Consider the following 18,535-nt stretch of genomic DNA (forward strand, 5'->3'; position numbering starts at 1 on the left):
TTATTTATTCTTGTTGTAACCAATTCCATTTATTATTCTTCCAAAAAATATATCCGCCTCCACAAGCTTCAGCATTATGAACATAAATTGCATCGTAGTTTAGTTTAACTAATTCATTTTTTGGAACATCTTTCAATTCTCTAAAATCATCATCATAATTAGACCAAAGCGTAGTGCCTTTCGGAACTTTAGACAAAACCCCAAAATCATAATCATTAATAGAAAACGGATCTTTAAGACCTCCTAAACCGTAAATTTTACTACCATCTTGTTGATGATTTAGTATGATAATACGAACTGAACCATTTTCGTCAATCATTCGAAATAAATCATCTTGAATTCCATCACCAAAAAAATCGCCTTTTAATGCAAACACATTATAATCTTTTGCTAAATAATAATTTTTTAATGCTGAATATTTAGAGATAATTAATTCCTTTTCATTCAAATAATCTTCTAATGAAGTAATAAAACCATCAAATAGATACAATTTATCCAAATCATAAGAACTATTAAGGTCTTCATTAAATTCAAAATTCGAAGGATCTATTTTCACTTTCACCCAATTACCATCAATTATTTTTCCATTATCTGTAACTGAAAAAGCTGCTAACTTCTTTTCGACGGTTAATTTCGTTCCATTGAATAATTTTCCAACTTTTTTACCGTTTGGACTATCTCTTACTATTACACCATTTGGCGTATTTACAACAAATTCTTGTCCCATTCCAAGAATTGGAAAGAGAATCAAAAGGATTAATAATTGATAATTTTTCATAGGGTTGTTTTTAAATTGTATTCTACTTTAATAGATTCCACTTTTTACCATATCGGTAAAAATATCCACCATTATTTTTTAAATCATTCAAATACAAAGCATCATATGTAAATGTTTTAATATCATTTTTTGATACTTGATTCATTAATTTAGTTCCATTTCTATCAGCCCAAAATGGTGTGTTTTTAGGTACTTTATAAAAGTAATCGAAATCATAATCTAAGATTCCAAAAGGATCTTTTGGTCCTCCTAATCCATAAATATCACTTCCGACCGCTTTGTTATTAATTGCCATTACACGAACATTACCTTCTGGCGAAATCACACGAAAAACATCATCTTCAACACCATCTGCAAAAAAGTCACCTTTTATTGCAAAAACTTTATACGATGTTGCTAAATAGTAATCTTTTAACGCCGGATGCTTTGCTAATTTATCTTCTGCTTTTTTAATAAAATCTTTCTGACTCGTTAAATATCCATCAAAAACATAAACACCTTGCGGATCGTAACTTTCTTTAAAATTTGGGTCGATGATAATTTGCGTTGATTTTCCATCAACTTTTACCCAATTTCCACTGATCGATTTCCCTTCGTCTTTAATTACCAAAGGATCTGATTTTTCTAAAACTTTTACTTGATATCCGTACGGAATTTTACCAATTTTTTTCCCACTTACACTGGTTCTTACTGTTAAACCATCTACTGCATTTACATGATAAATTCCTTGAGCCGATGCAAATGCACTCATCGACATCAATAACATTAAAAGTTTATTTTTCATTTCTATTATTAAAATAAAAAGCTCCTTGAAAAGGAGCCTTTTTAACTAATTTCTTATTTAAAATTTGGTTTTCTTTTCTCTACGAAAGCTGTAGTTCCTTCTTTGAAATCATCTTCTTCAAAAAGGTAACCAAAACTAGCAATTTCGATATCAAATCCATTCGGTTTATCGTAAGAATTTATCGCTGTGATTGCTTGTCCAATTGCAATCGACGAATTTTTAGTGATTTTACCTGCGATTTCTTTTGCTCTTGCTAATAAATTTGCTTGCTCAACTACTTCATTTACTAAACCAATTTGTTCTGCTCTTTCTGCAGTAAACATATCAGCTGTCATAATTGCTTGCATCGCGCGACCTTTCCCAATTAATTTTGGTAAACGTTGTGTTCCTCCATAACCAGGGATTAATCCTAAAGTCACTTCTGGTAAACCTAATTTTGCATTAGTTGAGGCGATGCGGAAATGTGCAGACATTGCTAATTCTAATCCTCCACCTAAAGCAAATCCATTTACGGCAGCAATTACAGGTTTTGTACAATTTTCAATTTTGTTAAAAACACGTTCTTGTCCTTTTGCAGCTAATTGTTTTCCTTCTTCTGCATTAAAACTTGCAAATTCTTTGATATCAGCTCCTGCAGCAAACGACTTTTCACCTGCTCCAGTTAAGATAATTACTCGGATATCATCATTCGATTTTACATCATCAAAAAATGAAGATAAATCATCTAATATTCCTTTATTTAAAGCATTTAAAGCTTGTGGACGATTTAATGTTACAACTGCTATTTTATTTTCTACTTCTACTAATAAATTCTCGTAAGTCATTGTTATTTTTTTGTGTGTTTTACAATTTGATTTTATGGATTAAAAATAATGGTTTTTTATTAATTATTACATATTTTTACTCAACACTAATATTGAATTATGCTAAAATATTTCACTTTAATCTTAATTACAACTTCCAGTATTTTATTCGGACAAACCGATTCACAAACAGATAAAGATGCTATTATATCTTTATACTCAAAATTAAAACGATATCAAGATGGATATTTTAGTCGTCCTTTAAATCAAATATATGGACTAACTACTGAAGTAATTAATAACGAATATAGAGTTACAAAAATTGATTTACCGTCTAGCGTAAATATTACTAATGGTACAAACGTTTCTATAACTCAAGACTTAGTAACTGATTTACATTCAGATTTAAATCAATTAACTGAAATTAAAGAAATAATAATTTCACCTGAAGCTCGATATTCATCAATTGTTAACAATTCTAATTTTAATCAAGATTATAAAGTTGATTTTAATCAACTAACCAATTTACAAAAATTAGAAAAATTTGAATTTAATTCTTTTAATAATACGACTGCACCTAAAATAAATGTTATTATTCAAAACAGTAGCTCTATTAACTCTTTCCCTACATTAAAGATTTTAAATTTATCTAATCTAAAAGAAATTGAAATAAATACAATTTATAATAATATAAATGAATTAAAAATAAGTAGTTCTAAATATAATTATAGTCTTTTAGAGAATATTACTGGACCTATAATAAAAAGATTAGAATTAGATCTAGTAAATACAAATATGGAAAATATAGATTTTTACAGAAATTTTCCAATATTAGAAGATTTGAGTCTTAATAGGATTGAATCTATTTCAAATAATATTTATACAAATACGCTAAAAAAACTTAAACTTAGTGGTGATTTTTCAAACTTAAGTGATGACATTCAAAACGCATCTCAATTAAATTCTTTAGAAATAAAATCATATAATTTATATTATTTACCTAATTCGTTACACAATTTAAATAACTTGACATCTTTACACATTACAAGTTATAACGAAAACTTCATAGCTTTAAACAATAGCTTTTCACAAATACCTCAATTAAAGAATTTATATATTAACACTAATGGTTTTGTTGAAAACATAGCTCTTTTAAACAACTTAAACGAGCTAGAAACACTTAATTTATACATTCCTAAAAATTATGTCTCAAATATAGATTTTATTAACCATCCTAATTTAAGAGAATTAGATTACCTAATCAATTATGCTCAATTAAGTAATTTACAATATGATGATTACATTTTGCCCCTAAATATTGATCAATTACAACAATTAAAGAGATTATATTTAACTATTGGAAATTCGGCAAATATTAACTTCAATAATTTACAAAATTTAGAAGATGTAAATATTCATTACATAAATCCTCATACCTTACCTAAATTAGATTTTAAAAATAATACGAACTTAAAATCATTACAATTTTATGGAAATGGAACTTTTTATTATACAAATAACATCATATTACCTACTATAGAATTTGAAAATAATTATTTTAATAATTTAACTAATCTTGAAAAGTTAGTGTATTGGTCAGTTCCTGTAAAAATGAATTTAACTAATATGTTTGTTCACAACACTAATTTAAAGAATCTTGCATTTAGTTCATTATCTTTAAATCCACCTATAATCAGTGATTTTACTGGAATTTTAAACCTATGTAATAATCCAAATGTTAGATTACAAATTTATGATCAAGCACCTATCACAATTGATCTTAGAAACAATATTAATACAACTAAATATTTCACATTAGAAACCAAATCAAATGTCTCTCCAAACATTATTGTTGATGACATTCCTAATTTCAGAGCAGTAAACGGAAATAATTATTACAATCATCAAACTAATGCGTCTGAATCATTTAATTTAATAAACTCAAGTGAACCTTGTTCTAGACAAGTATTGAATACTTCAACTATTACAAATCCTATAAGTATTGATATTTATCCTAACCCTACAACAGATATTTTATATATTGAAACAAATTCTAATGAGAATTTAATCAAGATTTATAATTTCAATGGACAATTAGTTCAATCTTTAAATTTTAATATTAATAAAGGCTCTATAATGGTAGACAATTTAAAACAAGGAATTTATATCATAGAAATAGAAAATCAGAATGGAAAGGTTTCTAAAAAATTTATCAAAATTTAATTTGCAAAAAATAAAATCCTTTATACATTTGTCCCAATGAAAACATTATTTACAAATAACTGGTGGTGGTTTATCGAGCAACAAAACGTTGATTCGTAAGACCTCTATGTAGTTATATGTAGGAAAGGCTTGTCGGAATCGACAAGCCTTTTTTTTGTACCCAATCCAAACATTTTATACCAAAATCCAATGAATTTAAAATTTAAAATACAAACTGAAACAAGTCTGGGAGATCTAAGAACTCCTGTACAGATGTATTTAAAATTGCGTGATATTTACCCGAACGCTTTATTATTAGAGAGTTCTGATTATCATTCTAAATCTGATGCAAATTCTTTTATTTGTTTAAATCCAATTGCAACAATTGAAGTAAATAAAGGAATCGTAACTGAATCTTACCAAAATGGTGAAGAAAAAACATACGCATTACAAGGGCAAGAATTAGCAGAAGTTATCAAGAATTTTGCGCAACAATTTGAAATCAATTCTGACGAAAAATTAATCATTAACGGACTATTTGGATATATTGGTTGGGATGCTATTCCGTATTTTGAAACAGTAAAATTCACGAACGAAGGAAACGAAGCGACGATTCCAGAAGTTCGTTATTCATTCTATCAAAACATCATTGTTTTCAATCATTTTCATAACGAAATTCAATATTTAGAATTTCAGAATGAGGAAATAAATTCAAATTTTGAAGACATAAAAAATATCATTCGAAACAAAACTTTCGTGGAATATCCTTTCCAAATCGAAAGTAAAATCGAATCTAATTTAACGGATGAGGAATTTAAAAATATCGTTTCACAATGTAAACAATCTTGTTTCCGTGGCGATGTTTTTCAAATTGTTCCATCAAGACAGTTCAAGCAAAAGTTCTCGGGTGACGAGTTCAATGTTTATCGCGTATTACGTTCCATCAATCCCTCTCCTTACCTATTTTATTTCGATTATGGAAACTATAAAATTTTAGGTTCTTCACCTGAAGCCCAATTGATTGTTCGCGATAATCAAGCACAAATTCACCCGATTGCTGGAACTGTTCGTAGAACCGGTTCACCAGAATTGGATAAAGAATTAACGAATCAATTAATTAATGATCCGAAAGAAAACGAAGAACATGTGATGTTAGTTGATTTAGCTCGAAATGATTTAAGTCGAAATTCTACAAATGTTTCGGTTGAATCGTACAAAGAAATTCAAGTTTTTTCACACGTTATTCACATGGTTTCGAAGGTAATTGCTGATTTAGATCCGAATTTAAATACAATGAAAGTTTTTGCTGATTCTTTTCCGGCCGGAACACTTTCTGGAGCGCCCAAATTTAAAGCAATGGAATTATTGGATCAGTACGAAAATCAAAACCGTGGAATTTACGGTGGAGCGATTGGATATTTAGGATTTAATGGCGAAATTAATATGGCAATTGCAATTCGTACGTTTGTTAGCAAACAAAATACATTGTATTTCCAAGCAGGCGCAGGAGTAGTTTCTAAGTCAATCGAAGAAAACGAATTACAAGAAGTTAACCACAAATTAGGCGCTTTACGCAAAGCCATTTTATTAGCACAAAACATTTAAACCATGAAAATTTTAGTTTTAGATAATTACGATTCATTTACATATAATATCGTTCACGCTTTAAAGAAATTCACGAATAATATTGACGTTTTTCGTAACGATGAAATTGCTTTAGAAGATGTTGAAAAATATGATAAAATTTTACTTTCACCTGGTCCTGGAATTCCGGACGAAGCGAATTTATTAAAACCAATTATTGAGAAATATGCACCTACAAAATCTATTTTCGGAATTTGCTTAGGTCAACAAGCGATTGGAGAAGTTTTTGGAGGAACTTTATTAAATACGCAAGAAGTTTTTCATGGTGTGCAATCAACTATTGAAGTGATTAAATCGGATGAAATTCTTTTCAAAGATTTAGATCTAAATTTAAAAGTTGGTCGTTACCATTCTTGGGTGGTATCTAACGAAAATTTTCCTGAAGATTTAGAAATTACGGCTGTTGGTCCAAAAGGTGAAGTAATGGCATTACGTCATAAAACTTATGATGTGCGTGGGGTTCAGTTTCATCCTGAATCAATCTTAACGCCAGAAGGTGAACAAATGATTGAAAACTGGTTAAAAGCTTAAGCGATGAAAAAGTTATTGAATCTATTATTCGAAAATTATACACTTTCTGAAGAAGAAGCTTACCAAATTATGGTTGATATTTCTGAATCTAAATATTCTGATATCGAAATTGCTTCTTTCTTAACGGTTTTCAATATGCGAAATATTACGTTACCCGAATTAAATGGTTATCGTCGTGCATTATTGGATTTGTGTCATCAAGTAAATATGCCAAATCAAGGTTTAGATATTGTTGGAACTGGTGGCGATGGAAAAGATACCTTTAATATTTCTACGTTAAGCGCTTTTGTGATTGCTGGAGCTGGCGAAAAAGTGATTAAGCAAGGAAATTACGGAGCTTCTTCGGTGAGTGGTTCTTCTAATATGTTAGAAAATTTTGGCTATGAATTTTCGAATAATGAAACAAAATTAAATCGTGAATACGACGAAATAGGAATCACATTTTTACATGCGCCTTTGTTTCATCCTGCGCTAAAAAAAGTTGCGCCTTTGCGTAAAAGTTTAGGTGTAAAAACATTTTTTAATTTGATGGGACCTTTGGTTAATCCGGTTCAGCCGACGCATCAAAACTTAGGAACTTTTGATGTGAAAACGGCTCGCTTGTATCATTATGTGATGCAAAATTCGGATAATAAATTTTCGATTTCTACAGCTTTAGATGGGTATGACGAAATTTCTTTAACATCGCCAACGAAAGTATATACGAATGAAGGCGAATTTTTGATTCAAAGTCAAGATTTCGGATTTGAAACAATAAAAGCAGAAGAAATTTCTGGAGGAATTTCAATTGAAGATAATGCTAAAATTTTCCTTTCTGTTTTGAAAAATGAAAGTTCAAAAGCTCGTAAAAATGTCGTTTTAGCCAATTCAGCTTTAGGTTTAAAAACAATAAATCCAACCAAAGATTTAAAAGAATGTGTAGCAATTGCTGAAGAAAGTTTAAGCTCTGGAAAAGCGTTCGAAATCTTTAAAAAATTAACCAACCGATGAAAAATATATTAGATCAAATCGTTGATCAAAAACGAATTGAAATCAAACAAAAGCAACAACAAACTTCAATTGAAGATTTTAAACAAAGTTCTTTTTTTACACAAAAAGTGAGATCTGCTAAAGCTTCTATTTTAGATCCAAATAAAACTGGAATTATTGCCGAATTTAAACGTAAATCGCCTTCGAAAGGTTTCATTAATCAACATGCTAATATAAAAGATGTTGTTTCTGGATATGAACAATTTGGCGCTTCTGTTGTTTCGGTTTTGACTGATGAAGATTTTTTTGGTGGAAGTTTTGATGATTTAAATGAAGCCAAACAGATTTTAAATATTCCGATTCTTCGAAAAGATTTTATTGTGGACGAGTACCAAGTGTACGAAACAAAAGCGATTGGAGCAGATTTGATGTTATTGATTGCTGAATGTTTAACAAAGGATGAAGTATTCAATTTAGCGAAATTGGCGAAAGAAATTGGTTTAGAAATTTTGTTGGAAATTCATTCGGAAGATCAATTAGAAAAAGTAAATGAGTTTATTGATTTAATCGGTATAAACAACAGAAATTTAAAAACGTTTGAAGTTGATACAGAAAAATCAAAACAGATATTAAAGAAATTGCCTGAAGATTTAATCAAAGTTGCCGAAAGTGGAATTTCAGATCCAGAAGTAGTGAAAGATTTAAAAGCTGCAGGATTTCAATCCTTCTTAATAGGTGAAAACTTTATGAAAAACGAAAATCCAGGCAATGCATTTCAAGAATTTGTAAATCAGATTAAATGAAAAGATTTCAAGTAAAAGTTTGTGGAAATAATTCAGTTGAAAACTTTAAAGCTTTAACTAAAATTGAACCTGATTATGTTGGATTTATATTCTATCCAAAATCTCCTCGATTTATAAAGGATGAAAGCATTTTTGAAATTTTTCCAAATGCAGAACGCGTTGGAGTTTTTGTAAATGAAAGTGTTGAAAAAATCATTCAAAAAGTAAAACAATTTGAATTGGATGTTGTACAACTTCATGGAGATGAAACGCCATCTTTTTGTCAAGAATTAATTGAAGCTAAACATCAACAATTATTAACATCTGAACAGTTTTTAGATTTTAAAATTTGGAAAGCAATTGGCGTTAATGAAACCACTGATTTTGAACAATTAAAAGGTTATCAACAAGTTGTTGATAGTTTTGTATTAGACACAAAGTCAACTCAATATGGCGGAAGTGGAAAAAAGTTTGATTGGCAGCTGTTGAAAAACTATCAGTTATCAACACCCTTTTTATTAAGTGGTGGAATTCAATTAGAAGACGCATTGGTTTTGAAAAATTTCAAACATCCACAATGCATCGGTTTTGATATTAACAGTGGTTTTGAAATTGAACCCGGAATCAAAAACATCGAAAAAGTAAAACAATTTATCGACACAATTGATGGTCGAATTGAACAAAATTAAGAGAACAAACAAAATGAAATATTCAGTAGACGAAAACGGATTTTATGGTGATTTTGGAGGAGCATTTATCCCTGAATTATTACATCATAATTGCGATGAATTAAAAGCAGCTTTTGATAAATACTTTTATACCGAAGAATTCCAAAGTGAATTCCGTGGCTTATTAAAAGATTACGTTGGACGCCCAAGTCCATTATATTACGCACCAAAATTATCTGAAAAATTTGGGACAAATATTCTTTTAAAACGTGAAGATTTAAACCATACAGGAGCACACAAAGTGAACAATACCATCGGACAAGCTTTGTTAGCTAAGCGAATGGGAAAGACAAAGATTTTAGCTGAAACTGGCGCTGGTCAACACGGTGTAGCAACTGCGACTATTTGTGCTTTATTAGGTTTAGAATGTACTGTTTTTATGGGCGAAATTGATATTGCTCGTCAGGCGCCAAATGTTGCTCGAATGAAAATGTTAGGTGCTACAGTTGTTGCTGCAACTTCTGGAAGTAAAACATTAAAAGATGCGACAAACGAAGCTATTCGTTACTGGATTAACAACCCTGAAACCTACTATTTAATTGGATCTGTAGTTGGACCTCATCCTTATCCAGCGATTGTAGCAGAATTTCAAGCGATTATTTCAGAAGAGATTCGTAAACAATTATTAGAAAAATACGGAAAAGAAACGCCTGATTATGTAATTGCTTGTGTTGGTGGAGGAAGTAATGCTGCCGGAGCTTTTTATCATTTTTTAGATGATGAAGAAGTGAAATTAATCGCAGTTGAAGCTGCAGGCTTAGGTGTAGATTCTGGAGAAACTGCGGCTACAATGCAAAAAGGTTCAGAAGGAATTATTCACGGAAGTAAAACCATGTTGATGCAAGATGAAGATGGACAAATTGTAGAACCATATTCGATTTCTGCAGGATTAGATTATCCTGGAGTTGGTCCATTACATGCACATTTATTTAAAACAGGACGTGGAACTTTTTTAAATGCAACAGATGATGAAGCTTTACAAGCAGCATTTTTATTAACAAAGGAAGAAGGAATCATTCCAGCATTAGAATCTTCTCACGCTTTAGCCGTTCTAGAAAAAATAGATTTTAAACCGCAAGATATTGTGGTTCTGAATCTTTCGGGTAGAGGAGATAAAGATTTAGAAACGTACATGAAATTTTCTGAAAAATATTCTTAAAAATATTTGGTTAGAATAAAAAAATAGTCCTACATTTGCACCCACGATAAAGAGATCATCGGGGTGTAGCGTAGCCCGGTCATCGCGCCTGCTTTGGGAGCAGGAGGTCGCAGGTTCGAATCCTGCCACCCCGACAAATTTTTCCGAGATTAATTTATCGTAAAACACCTTAATCGGGGTGTAGCGTAGCCCGGTCATCGCGCCTGCTTTGGGAGCAGGAGGTCGCAGGTTCGAATCCTGCCACCCCGACGAAACAAAATAAAAAGCCTCTTCATTTTTGAAGAGGCTTTTTTTATATAATATTTTTAGATTTTAAATCTGAACGACTGCTGATATTAAGTATTTCAAATATTTTTTTCAAATGATACTTGACCGTATTCTCCGAAATAAATAATATAGAGCTAATTTCTTTATTGGATTTATCCTGCCTGATTAATTTAACTATTTCGATCTGTCTATAAGAAAGATTGTAGGGATTTAAATCAATAGCATCTTTATAATCATTTGCTTTTTTTTCTTTTATGTAGTTAATTTCATTCAATTTAATTAATAATTCTTCATTTTCATAAGTTATTATTTTATGTTTTTTATTAATCAAAATAAGTTTTTTACTTAAAAAAAATAACAATAATAAGAGCAATATAATAATCGATATCATTATATATTTTAAAGCTTTATTCTCTAAACGCTCTTGCGTAATTCTTTCATCAAGTATTTTTTTTTCGAGTTGTATTAGATTTCCACTCACCTCTCTATCATTATACTTTAATCTTTCTTTACTGACTTTAAGTTGAGTAAAATATGCATTTTTATAATCATTATTATCAATATAATAATAAAGTAATGTCTCTAACATTACAATTTTATACAGATCAACATTGTATTTATTAGCATAATACATTCCTTTTTCAAATGCCCCCAAAGCAAGATCTTTTTTATTCATTTTATTGTAAAGATTTACTTTAACTTTATAAATAGTAGGGAGATGTCTTGGATTTTCTTTTTCTAATAATATTATACAATAATCAAAGTATTTTTCAGCCTTTTCCAAATTACCTTTCTCAAGCTCTATATGTCCCAATATAGATTCATAAAACACCCTTGTTTCAGATTTGACAAATTTTAAATTATCAGAATTAATGTCTTTTAGCAAAGCTTCAAATTTATGTTTTTGCTTTGTATCAAAATATATAAATAGTTTTTCAAGTTTAACTCGACTTTCAACTTCAAGATAATGAACTGAACCTTTTGAAGATTTTAAAGCTAGATTTAAATTATTTAATGCTTCAGGATAATTATAAAATCTCTTATATGTAATCGCCTTTAGAATGTAAGCGTACGATTTTTTAAGTTGATCCGTGTTATTACTACTAGTAATTTTTTCAAGCAAAATGATTGATTCCTTTACTTTTCCTATATCATTTAGACTATCAATTTTATTATTTAAATTTTTATCATCTAATGCATACACCGGAGATAAAAATAAAATAGTTAAAAATAATGTCCAATTCATTACTAAATTTGATTTCATACTTCTTAATTAAAGGTAGTTTCGGGTAAAAGCTGTCAAAAATAAACATTAAAAATAATATACAATAAGGATAAAGCTGTCTAAAATCAAAATATTTTTTACCTTTTATTAAATACTTAGAATACAATAATCTAAGGATATTTACTACTCTAAAATACAAAACCATACTACCCTTTAAAGTAGTAAAAAATAAAAAACCACCCACTAACTACCACCTAAGATTTTGTACATAAGAATGAATAATTAAAAATTTGTAATTGTTAAAAAACTGCTATCTATAATAGCAATTGAAGTATCAATTTATTTATTACAACATGATTAAAAAAACGTTTTTAATTTTATTCTTATTAGGATTTTCATTTCTGGCTAATGCCCAGGAAAAAATAAACATAGCATTTATTCCAGCTACTTACACTATTGGAAATTTAGAACAGCAAGAAGCGAATATTATTGCAGAAACTGTAATCAATGCTTTTGTGAAATCTAAAAAATTCACAGTTGTTGATCGCCGTAATATTGAAGCATTAGAAAAGGAAAAACAACTACAACGCACGGAGGCCTTTTTAGATAGCAAAAATACTATCGTAGATGGCGTGAGTAAAGGTGCAAGTTATTTAATTGAAAATAAAATTGTTTCTGTTAATCACACAGGGAAAAAGAATAAATGGAACAGTACTATTGAAATTAATTTGAAAATTTTAAATATATCTACTGGAGAAATAGTAACCACTTCAAATATCACTAGTGAATTACAATTTATACCAACTCAATTAAAAGCATTAAAAATAAATAATTTATTAAATGCAACTGAGGAGCAAAATTCAACAAAAGAATCATTTTCAAAAGCACTCGAATCATTATCATTTAACGTTGAAAATTTTGCTAAAGAATCTTTCCCTACAAACATCCAATTAGTTGAATGGGTAGAAAAGGATTTGAAAACTAAAGTAGGTGAAAATGGACCATTTAAATATTTAGTAATAGCTGCTGGTAGTGATTATGGAATGACTAAAGGAGATAAAATTGATGTTATTACAAGTACTGAAGTTAATGTAAATGGCAAATCAATTACAAGGAACAGTAAAATTGCAACTGCTACTATTGAAAGAGTTGACGATGAAAACTTTTCAGTCGCTAAAATTACAGAAGGTGAAAAAGACCTAAAAAAGGCAATTACAAACTACGAAAATATATCATTAATCTCTAAATAAATTCTAATTTAAAAATTAATATCATGAAAAAAATCGGACTATTATTGGTAGTTACTACAACATTATTAGTTAGTAGCTGTACAAAAATGCATTTAAATCCTTATTCAAATTCTACTGTAATTAAACATAATGCACAGGGATTAGTAACATTAAGAGGGATCAGTGATGAAGTTCTTGACAAAAGAAAAACAGATGGTGAAGAGGAATCTTTAAAAAATGCACATAAGAAAGCTATTCAACAATTTCTTTACATGGGATTTCCAGGAACTGATTTCAAAAATGGTGTAATAAAGAAAGGAGCTTCTGTAGAAACAACTCATGCAGCATTTTTTGAAAAATTTTGGGCAGGAGATTACAAAAGATTTATAACGAATTCAGATGTAACATATTATAACTGTAAAGAAAAAGTGAAATGTATTTCTGCAGTTACTGAGTTTACAATTAATTACAATGCTCTAAGAAAAGAATTAGAAGAAAACAAAATCATTAATAAAATTGGATTTTAATCATGAAAAATATAGTATTTATTTTTCTACTAATTTTCACAACTTCTGCTACCCAAATTAAAGCACAAATTGCTGCAACACAAAGTAGCGAACAAGCAAGAGCCGCAGCTAAAATTATGGTTGTTCCCTACACAAAACAAAACGAGAACATCCAAACAATTTTAGACGATAATCCCGCAGTACGTACAGCGGTTATTAAAGTAAAAGAAGCTTTTGATCAACGTGGATGGTCTACTGTTGATTTTGTTGCGAATCTAAGAGCTGCACAAGCCAATTCAGCCTTTACAGCAGACAGACAAACTAATTTCAAAAGTGATTTACTTACTGGTTCTGGAGCAGATTTTTATGTACAAGTCGATATTCAAAATACTACAGATGCCTCTGGTACTAATATTACGATTAATCTAACTGCTTTCGAAACGCACACAGGGGCAAGTTTTTCAAATCAAACTGCATCAAGTGGAAGATTTGTTACAAATGATGTCGAAAAATTGATTGAAAAAGCCTTTAGTAAAATTCAAGAAGAGTTTTTAAACAATTTAATGGTTAAGACGGATGAAATTAGAGATATCGGGAGAGCCTTAGTCATTCATTTCAATTTAGATGAAAATTCCTCAATCGATTTTGATGCAGAAGTAAATGAAAATCGTTTTTTAAATGAAATTATTGAAGAGTTTATTTCTGAAAATGCATTTCAAGGAAGAGCTAATTTAGCAGGAATAATCGAAAACAAAATGATTTTTGACGAAGTTCGTATTCCTTTATTTGACCAAGCAACTGATAAACCTTACAATCCTAACAAATTCGTGAACGAAATTATTCGTTTTTTAAGAACAAATAATATTACAGCAACACGAAATATTAAAGGACAAAGTTTATTTATAACTATAAAAGGTAAAACTAATGAGCAATAAATATTTTTATTTTTTTTGCCTATTATTCTGCTTTATAATAAACATTAATGCTCAGGAAATTAAAGTAAGTCAAATAGATTATAAAATTTTAACTCCAAAAGGGAATCATAAAATAACTGAATCACATTACCAAAATTTAGCTGATAGATTACAAAGTCAATTTAAGAATCGTGTAAGTTTTTCAAATCAATCACCATTTTTAATTCGTCCACAAATAGAAATATTAAACGAACATACAGCTGGAGAAGTACAAGATATTAAAGTTTTAAAATTATCCATACAATTAATTATTGAAAATCAAGAACTTAACGCAAGTTTTCATTCGTTTGAAAAAACGCTTTTAGTAACTGCAGATAATTCAAATCTTGCAATTCATAAAGCAATTAAAGAGCTTCGTCCTACAGACATGGGGTTAATTAACTTTTTAAAAGATGGTGAATTAAAAATTCAAAAATTCTATTCAGAAAATTGTAATAAAATAATTCACTCTGCTAAAGTTAAAATTGATAGAAAAGAATATACAGATGCATTCAATTTGTTGAGATATGTTCCTGAAGGTATAGAATGTTCTAAGGAAATTGAAAATTTAATTACTTCTATTTACGACAGCTACAAAAACGAGTATTGTAACAAACAATTACATAGTGCTAAATTACTTGCAGCAAATGAATCTTATGAATTAGCTTTATCTCAATTGCGTTTTATTGACCCTGAGATCTCTTGTAATAATGACGTTACAGCGCTTATAAATAAAATCGGTGACAAAGTTAATCAAGAAACAATTAGAAATTTTGAGTTGGAAAAAGATAGATTTAGTAAACAATCTGAATTAGAGAAAATTAAATTAATCATTAATTCTGAACACGAAGTTAACTTCCATATCACAAATTAACACAATTTCAAACGATTGTATTGAAACTTAATAAATAACAATTCAACAGCCTTTTCAATTTAGATGAGGCTGTTTTTATTTATTGCCTATATCAAGTTATACCCATAACAAGTAAAGAAAACATAAATATTTTTATACTTTATACAATAATTAAATTACATAAAAAAAAAATTACTATTAATCACATCTTGCCAAATTGATAAACAAGGAGTTCAGCTATAATTTTTTACATATCTTTAACAAAATTTATTAAACAAAGTGAGTCAGAAAAAAAATACTAAAAATAAGGAACTTCAGCGCGGACTTACCAACAGACATATCCAATTAATCGCATTGGGTGGAGCTATTGGAACCGGCTTATTCCTTGGAATTGGACCTGCAGCAGTTTTAGCAGGGCCATCTGTCATTTTAGGATATGCAATTGCAGGAATTATTGCATTTTTTATTATGCGTCAATTAGGAGAAATGGTTGTTAACGAACCTGTATCAGGAAGTTTTAGTCATTTTGCTTATAAGTATTGGGGACCTTTTGCAGGTTTCGCATCTGGCTGGAACTATTGGATTTTATATGTATTGGTAAGTATGGCCGAATTAACTGCAATCGGAATATACGTACAATATTGGTGGCCAGAAATCCCATTATGGGCATCGAGTTTATTCTTCTTTTTAGTGATAAATGCCTTAAATTTAGGCTCTGTAAAACTATTTGGAGAAGCTGAATTTTGGTTCTCAATCATCAAAGTAATCGCAATTATCGCTATGATTATTTTCGGATCATACTTATTATTAAGCGGAACTGGAGGAGAACAAGCTACTGTACAAAATTTATGGAATAATGGAGGTTTTTTTCCTAAAGGATGGCTTTCCGGTGATAACTCAGGCGGATTTAGTGGATTATTAGCCGCTATGGCGATGATCATGTTTTCATTTGGAGGATTAGAATTAATAGGAATTACAGCTGCAGAAGCTAAGAATCCTGAAAAAACAATTCCACAGGCAACAAATCAAGTAATTTATAGAATTTTAATTTTCTATGTTGGGGCTTTAGTAATTTTATTTTCTTTATCTCCTTGGGAAACAATTACAGTAGAAAGCAGTCCTTTTGTTACTGTTTTTGACAATTTAAAAAGTCTTAATATCAGTTTATTCGGACAAGAAGTTCAATTTTCTAAAATTATCGCAAACGCATTAAATCTTATTGTTTTAACTGCTGCTTTATCTGTTTACAATAGTTCTGTTTATAGTAACTCGAGAATGTTATATGGATTAGCCGCACAAGGAAATGCTCCAAAATTCTTAAACAAATTAAATAAAAATAGTGTTCCGGTAATGGCGATTCTAGTTTCGTCTGTTTTTGCTGCCATATGTATCATTATTAATAAGGTTATTCCAGAATCAGCTTTTGCAATTTTAATGTCTTTAGTTGTTTCAAGCTTAGTTATCAACTGGATAATGATTTCTTATACACATTTAAAATACCGTCAACAAAAGAATATAGAAGGAACTAAAACTTTATTTCCTTCATTCTTATATCCTATCAGTAACTATATCTGTTTAGTATTTTTATTCGGAATATTAATCATCATGTTATTTACAGGAATGGAAACATCTGTAATATTAATCCCAATTTGGTTAATATTTTTATACGTTTCATACTACCTGATTAAAAAAATAAAATAATACAATAAAAAGGCATCAATCTAAAATTGATGCCTTTTTTAATCGACTCTAATGTAATAAAATCTTAATCTATATATTGATTCAGAATTTGTACTAATTGCTCTTTTGGTTTTGCTCCACTTTGTTTCCAAAGTAACTCTCCTTTTTTAAAAATAACAAAAGTTGGTACACCTTGTACTTGATACTTCGCTGCTAAACTTTGATATTTATCTACATCAACTTTAAGGATTGTTACACCGTCTCCAAGCTCTTGCTTTACTTGTTGTAATATCGGCCCCATCATTTGACAAGGTCCGCACCAAGTTGCAAAAAAATCTATTAAAACTGGTTTTTCAGATGCGATTACTTCTTCAAATGTCATTGTTTTCTCTTCTTTTATATCTGTTTGTGTTTGTTTCCGTTTACTGAATAGGTTTTTAAAGAAATTCATATCTATTAAATTTAATACTAAGATATAAAAAAGCACTCCCGAAGGAGTGCTAAATTAAGCTTTCGCCTAATTACCAACCTAAACCTATGAAAAATTATTAACTCTAACTGAGTAATAACCTATAGGGTATTGCAATATAAATACCAAAACATATTAATTATCAAAAGATTAATATTTTTAGAATTTAATTAACAACGTTAGTTAGTAATCTTAAATCAATTAACTTATAACTGACAAATATATTTTGGATTAACAGCTTTAATTTCTTCTAAAACTGACATAACTTCCTCTTTTGTAGAGTTTTCTTCTAATCTTTTTAACTGCACAGAATTTAACCCAACCATTTGCATGAAAATAACTTTTCCGTGCGGAGTATCTATCTCATCTAAATCAACATCTTTAACAAATGCCAATCCAACAATATCTGTATCACACTCAGATCGGATTGGACCTCCTAATGGTAAAAATTGGTATTCATCAAACCAAACTTTAGTTTCATTCACAAAACGAGCTAAATTGTTCATTAATTGAATCACCCAGAAAGGATCTTCGTCACCATCAGCTGCAAAAGGTTTAACACGAAAAGTAAATTCCATTCCCCATTTACTATATTCCTCACCTACGGCTTCCTCATTATAATATAGATGTGACATTCCGTAAGAGATTAAATGACGATAATCTTCATTATCAAAAACCGCAACTCCATCTATAGGATCATTACCACCTTGAAAAGACATCATTTGAGGTGAATAAAAACGAGGTTCTAAATCTCCGTAAACTTGTTTTAATCTATTCTCGATAGATAAAGCACCAACAGCTTGATCTTTTTTATATTCAGTTCTATATTGCTCTAAATTCATAATACAAAAATAGTTGAAGTAAATTAAATCGCATAAAAAAAGAGCTTCTTTAAAAAAGAAACTCTTTATTAGTAGCGAGGACCGGACTCGAACCGATGACCTTCGGGTTATGAGCCCGACGAGCTACCTAC

The 18,535-nt window shown here is 29.6% G+C and carries 18 protein-coding genes and 2 tRNA genes; 14 read left to right on the top strand and 6 right to left on the bottom strand.

Features of this window, described 5'->3' with window-relative positions; genetic code table 11:
* Nucleotides 1–4: 4 nt before the first annotated feature.
* The 3 genes from EAH69_RS10350 to EAH69_RS10360 are packed head-to-tail and all read right to left on the bottom strand — an operon-like array spanning nucleotide 5 to nucleotide 2,386.
* Complete coding sequence (locus tag EAH69_RS10350) at nucleotides 5–778, bottom strand: hypothetical protein (RefSeq protein ID WP_230466782.1); 774 nt, start codon at nucleotides 776–778, stop codon at nucleotides 5–7.
* A 22-nt stretch (nucleotides 779–800) separates the two neighbouring features.
* Nucleotides 801–1,562, bottom strand: coding sequence for an SH3 domain-containing protein (locus EAH69_RS10355; RefSeq protein WP_121935136.1), 762 nt, complete (start codon nucleotides 1,560–1,562; stop codon nucleotides 801–803).
* Nucleotides 1,563–1,615: 53 nt separating this feature from the next.
* Entirely contained in the window at nucleotides 1,616–2,386 is a 771-nt protein-coding gene (locus EAH69_RS10360) for an enoyl-CoA hydratase/isomerase family protein (protein WP_121935137.1), read from the bottom strand.
* A gap of 99 nt (nucleotides 2,387–2,485) precedes the next feature.
* Between EAH69_RS10360 and EAH69_RS10365 the strand changes: the two genes are divergently transcribed.
* The 9 genes from EAH69_RS10365 to EAH69_RS10405 all read left to right on the top strand — a co-directional run bounded on the left by EAH69_RS10365 (nucleotide 2,486) and on the right by EAH69_RS10405 (nucleotide 10,629).
* Entirely contained in the window at nucleotides 2,486–4,588 is a 2,103-nt protein-coding gene (locus tag EAH69_RS10365; protein WP_121935138.1) for a T9SS type A sorting domain-containing protein, read from the top strand.
* Nucleotides 4,589–4,777: 189 nt separating this feature from the next.
* Complete coding sequence (locus tag EAH69_RS10370) at nucleotides 4,778–6,172, top strand: anthranilate synthase component I family protein (RefSeq protein WP_121935139.1); 1,395 nt, start codon at nucleotides 4,778–4,780, stop codon at nucleotides 6,170–6,172.
* 3 nt (nucleotides 6,173–6,175) lie between these two features.
* A complete protein-coding gene (locus EAH69_RS10375) occupies nucleotides 6,176–6,742 on the top strand; it encodes an anthranilate synthase component II (protein ID WP_121935140.1) in 567 nt (188 codons plus the stop codon).
* A gap of 3 nt (nucleotides 6,743–6,745) precedes the next feature.
* Nucleotides 6,746–7,732, top strand: coding sequence for an anthranilate phosphoribosyltransferase (gene trpD / locus EAH69_RS10380; RefSeq protein ID WP_121935141.1), 987 nt, complete (start codon nucleotides 6,746–6,748; stop codon nucleotides 7,730–7,732).
* Complete coding sequence (gene trpC / locus EAH69_RS10385) at nucleotides 7,729–8,514, top strand: indole-3-glycerol phosphate synthase TrpC (RefSeq protein WP_121935142.1); 786 nt, start codon at nucleotides 7,729–7,731, stop codon at nucleotides 8,512–8,514. The genes trpD and trpC overlap by 4 nt, the downstream gene beginning before the upstream one ends.
* Entirely contained in the window at nucleotides 8,511–9,182 is a 672-nt protein-coding gene (locus tag EAH69_RS10390) for a phosphoribosylanthranilate isomerase (protein ID WP_121935143.1), read from the top strand. The genes trpC and EAH69_RS10390 overlap by 4 nt, the downstream gene beginning before the upstream one ends.
* A gap of 13 nt (nucleotides 9,183–9,195) precedes the next feature.
* Complete coding sequence (gene trpB / locus EAH69_RS10395; protein WP_121935151.1) at nucleotides 9,196–10,380, top strand: tryptophan synthase subunit beta; 1,185 nt, start codon at nucleotides 9,196–9,198, stop codon at nucleotides 10,378–10,380.
* Between the two features lie 59 nt (nucleotides 10,381–10,439).
* Nucleotides 10,440–10,514: transfer RNA gene (locus EAH69_RS10400), tRNA-Pro, on the top strand.
* A gap of 40 nt (nucleotides 10,515–10,554) precedes the next feature.
* Nucleotides 10,555–10,629: transfer RNA gene (locus EAH69_RS10405), tRNA-Pro, on the top strand.
* 43 nt (nucleotides 10,630–10,672) lie between these two features.
* Here the strand turns inward: EAH69_RS10405 and EAH69_RS10410 are convergent.
* Nucleotides 10,673–11,893 (bottom strand): helix-turn-helix domain-containing protein, encoded by a 1,221-nt coding sequence (locus tag EAH69_RS10410; protein WP_230466783.1) that lies wholly within the window; start codon nucleotides 11,891–11,893, stop codon nucleotides 10,673–10,675.
* A gap of 332 nt (nucleotides 11,894–12,225) precedes the next feature.
* Between EAH69_RS10410 and EAH69_RS10415 the strand changes: the two genes are divergently transcribed.
* From EAH69_RS10415 to EAH69_RS10435, 5 genes are all read left to right on the top strand, one after another.
* Nucleotides 12,226–13,122, top strand: a complete 897-nt coding sequence (locus EAH69_RS10415; RefSeq protein ID WP_121935145.1) for a CsgG/HfaB family protein — start codon at nucleotides 12,226–12,228, stop codon at nucleotides 13,120–13,122.
* Nucleotides 13,123–13,145: 23 nt separating this feature from the next.
* A complete protein-coding gene (locus EAH69_RS10420) occupies nucleotides 13,146–13,628 on the top strand; it encodes a hypothetical protein (RefSeq protein WP_121935146.1) in 483 nt (160 codons plus the stop codon).
* 2 nt (nucleotides 13,629–13,630) lie between these two features.
* A complete protein-coding gene (locus EAH69_RS10425; RefSeq protein WP_121935147.1) occupies nucleotides 13,631–14,542 on the top strand; it encodes a DUF6175 family protein in 912 nt (303 codons plus the stop codon).
* Complete coding sequence (locus tag EAH69_RS10430; protein ID WP_121935148.1) at nucleotides 14,532–15,434, top strand: hypothetical protein; 903 nt, start codon at nucleotides 14,532–14,534, stop codon at nucleotides 15,432–15,434. Before EAH69_RS10425 ends, EAH69_RS10430 begins: the two co-directional genes overlap by 11 nt.
* A 258-nt stretch (nucleotides 15,435–15,692) precedes the next feature.
* Nucleotides 15,693–17,114 (top strand): amino acid permease, encoded by a 1,422-nt coding sequence (locus EAH69_RS10435; protein ID WP_121935149.1) that lies wholly within the window; start codon nucleotides 15,693–15,695, stop codon nucleotides 17,112–17,114.
* Nucleotides 17,115–17,178: 64 nt separating this feature from the next.
* On the opposite strand, the gene trxA is transcribed toward EAH69_RS10435, so the two are convergent.
* Both trxA and EAH69_RS10445 read right to left on the bottom strand, forming a co-directional pair.
* A complete protein-coding gene (gene trxA, locus EAH69_RS10440) occupies nucleotides 17,179–17,544 on the bottom strand; it encodes a thioredoxin (RefSeq protein WP_262602266.1) in 366 nt (121 codons plus the stop codon).
* A gap of 224 nt (nucleotides 17,545–17,768) precedes the next feature.
* Nucleotides 17,769–18,404 (bottom strand): suppressor of fused domain protein, encoded by a 636-nt coding sequence (locus EAH69_RS10445; protein ID WP_121935150.1) that lies wholly within the window; start codon nucleotides 18,402–18,404, stop codon nucleotides 17,769–17,771.
* Between the last annotated feature and the right edge of the window lie 131 nt (nucleotides 18,405–18,535).

The organism is Faecalibacter macacae (assembly GCF_003687725.1).
In the GTDB taxonomy this organism is placed as follows: domain Bacteria; phylum Bacteroidota; class Bacteroidia; order Flavobacteriales; family Weeksellaceae; genus Empedobacter; species Empedobacter macacae.

Excerpts from the sequence above, each read along its gene's own strand:
- trpC (WP_121935142.1), top strand. The coding sequence starts at position 7,729 with ATGAAAAATATATTAGATCAAATCGTTGATCAAAAACGAATTGAAATC.
- trpD (WP_121935141.1), top strand. The coding sequence starts at position 6,746 with ATGAAAAAGTTATTGAATCTATTATTCGAAAATTATACACTTTCTGAA.
- EAH69_RS10360 (WP_121935137.1), bottom strand. The coding sequence starts at position 2,386 with ATGACTTACGAGAATTTATTAGTAGAAGTAGAAAATAAAATAGCAGTT.
- EAH69_RS10420 (WP_121935146.1), top strand. The coding sequence starts at position 13,146 with ATGAAAAAAATCGGACTATTATTGGTAGTTACTACAACATTATTAGTT.
- EAH69_RS10365 (WP_121935138.1), top strand. The coding sequence starts at position 2,486 with ATGCTAAAATATTTCACTTTAATCTTAATTACAACTTCCAGTATTTTA.
- EAH69_RS10390 (WP_121935143.1), top strand. The coding sequence starts at position 8,511 with ATGAAAAGATTTCAAGTAAAAGTTTGTGGAAATAATTCAGTTGAAAAC.
- EAH69_RS10415 (WP_121935145.1), top strand. The coding sequence starts at position 12,226 with ATGATTAAAAAAACGTTTTTAATTTTATTCTTATTAGGATTTTCATTT.
- EAH69_RS10410 (WP_230466783.1), bottom strand. The coding sequence starts at position 11,893 with ATGAATTGGACATTATTTTTAACTATTTTATTTTTATCTCCGGTGTAT.
- EAH69_RS10350 (WP_230466782.1), bottom strand. The coding sequence starts at position 778 with ATGAAAAATTATCAATTATTAATCCTTTTGATTCTCTTTCCAATTCTT.
- trpB (WP_121935151.1), top strand. The coding sequence starts at position 9,196 with ATGAAATATTCAGTAGACGAAAACGGATTTTATGGTGATTTTGGAGGA.
- trxA (WP_262602266.1), bottom strand. The coding sequence starts at position 17,544 with ATGAATTTCTTTAAAAACCTATTCAGTAAACGGAAACAAACACAAACA.
- EAH69_RS10355 (WP_121935136.1), bottom strand. The coding sequence starts at position 1,562 with ATGAAAAATAAACTTTTAATGTTATTGATGTCGATGAGTGCATTTGCA.
- EAH69_RS10425 (WP_121935147.1), top strand. The coding sequence starts at position 13,631 with ATGAAAAATATAGTATTTATTTTTCTACTAATTTTCACAACTTCTGCT.
- EAH69_RS10445 (WP_121935150.1), bottom strand. The coding sequence starts at position 18,404 with ATGAATTTAGAGCAATATAGAACTGAATATAAAAAAGATCAAGCTGTT.
- EAH69_RS10430 (WP_121935148.1), top strand. The coding sequence starts at position 14,532 with ATGAGCAATAAATATTTTTATTTTTTTTGCCTATTATTCTGCTTTATA.
- EAH69_RS10370 (WP_121935139.1), top strand. The coding sequence starts at position 4,778 with ATGAATTTAAAATTTAAAATACAAACTGAAACAAGTCTGGGAGATCTA.
- EAH69_RS10375 (WP_121935140.1), top strand. The coding sequence starts at position 6,176 with ATGAAAATTTTAGTTTTAGATAATTACGATTCATTTACATATAATATC.